At 59.9% G+C, this 332-nt stretch carries 1 protein-coding gene; it reads left to right on the top strand.

Going from position 1 to position 332, the window contains the following annotated elements; genetic code table 11:
- Positions 1 to 2 precede the first annotated feature (2 nt).
- Positions 3 to 332: macro domain-containing protein (locus EN786_RS36660; RefSeq protein ID WP_135910132.1), on the top strand; the 330-nt coding region annotated here is incomplete at its 3' end.

Raw genomic sequence — 332 nt, forward strand, 5'->3', positions numbered from 1 at the left:
CCATGCACGATCGCGTCGAACGCGCCGTGCATGGTTGCAATTGCCAATGTGTGATGGGCAAGGGCATTGCTCTGTCGATCAAACAGCGTTTTCCCGCGGCTTACGTCGCCGATCTAGCGACGGCCAAAGGCGACCGATCCAAACTGGGAACCATTACGCTCGCCGAGATCGAGCGCGGAGGGCGGAGTTTTCATGTCGTCAACGGCTACACCCAGTTTCATTGGCAGGGACAAGGTGCGAAGGCCGACTACCAGGCAATCCGAAACGTCATGAAGGCGGTCAGGGCGCGGTTTTCCGGCCAGCGCATCGGCTATCCAAGGATCGGCGCTGGC

Origin of the sequence: Mesorhizobium sp. M4B.F.Ca.ET.143.01.1.1 (assembly GCF_004792275.1) — a bacterium.
Taxonomy (GTDB): Bacteria; Pseudomonadota; Alphaproteobacteria; order Rhizobiales; family Rhizobiaceae; genus Mesorhizobium; species Mesorhizobium abyssinicae.